We start from the raw sequence: 1,216 nt of genomic DNA on the forward strand, positions 1-1,216 counted from the left end.
ATCTTCCCCAATTTATTGAGCTTTGATTTGACCAACTCGCTGACCGACATTTATCGCGAGCACTTTGGTGTGGTGTATCAGAAGACGCGTTACCGTATTTCTACCAGTACCTTGCTTGGTGAAGTCGCGCAAGCATTGCGAGCAACATCGGGCACTCCGGCAATGGTTGTTGAACGCACTAACTATAACCAACATGGCGAGTTAATTGACTGCGATATTGAATACTGGCGTCACGATGCCATCAGTATTGAGTCGGTGGCAGAGCTCAATCACTAACGTTCGCATTTTCATATTCAAAGGCTCCATCTCGGAGCCTTTGTTTTATCTAAACAGGAAAACAAATGGATTTTTTGGCAATCGCACTCGTTGTATTTTCTGCGGTTTTGCATGCTGGTTGGAATATCTTGGGTAAAAGCCATTCCGGATCAGGCGTGGCATTCACGATGGCTGCAAGCCTGTCTGCTTGTGGAGTGCTTACCCCATATCTGGTTTGGTATTTAACCACGCTCGGTTGGACTTCGTTGCCAGTTGAGTTTTGGGGAATGCTGGCTTTTAGTGGAATAGCGCAAATTGTGTATCTCGTCGGTTTGATCATGGCGTATAAACATGCCGATGTTGGTGTGATTTACCCAATTGCACGCGCTTTGCCGGTCATGATGGTGGGAGGGTTCAGTGTTGCACTCGGCCATGCGCTTTCATCTCAACAGTGGCTTGGTTTTGTGTTGATCACCTTTGGCTGCATTTTGGTGCCGTTGACTCATGTTCGCCAAGTTTCTTTGGTGGCGTATCTAAATGTAGGCGTGTTTTGGGCGTTGATCGCGGCAATTGGCACGACAGGTTACTCTGTGGTGGACAAAGAGGCATTAACGTTACTGACTCAGCAAGCATCAACTATTTTCAACGATCAATACAGCGCGATCTTCTATCTTGGTGGGCAGTTTTGGGCGATGGGCTTACCCGTTTTACTTTGGTGTCTGATCACCAGAAATGATCAAGAGTTGCAAGCGGCTTGGCGAATCCGAAAAAGTGCAAGTATGGCTGGCATTATGATGGCATCGACTTATGGATTGGTTCTGTTTGCGATGACGATGACAGACAACGTGAGCTTAGTTGTCGCGCTGCGCCAGATCAGTATCGTATTTGGTTTATTGATGGGCATTTGGTTGCTTGCAGAAAAATGGTATCTCACCCGAGGTATCGGTGTGGCTTTCATCCT

General features: G+C 47.0%; 2 protein-coding genes. Both read left to right on the forward strand.

Translation table 11 applies throughout. The features are described 5' to 3' along the window. Window positions 1-276 (forward strand): UTRA domain-containing protein (locus tag R7M72_RS25130; protein WP_318056463.1); only part of this gene is annotated, 276 nt, incomplete at its 5' end. A gap of 65 nt (window positions 277-341) precedes the next feature. Then, window positions 342-1,216: multidrug transporter (locus R7M72_RS25135; RefSeq protein ID WP_318056464.1), on the forward strand; the 875-nt coding region annotated here is incomplete at its 3' end.

Origin of the sequence: Vibrio sp. YT-18, from assembly GCF_033337345.1 — a bacterium.
Classification (GTDB): Bacteria; Pseudomonadota; Gammaproteobacteria; order Enterobacterales; family Vibrionaceae; genus Vibrio; species Vibrio alginolyticus.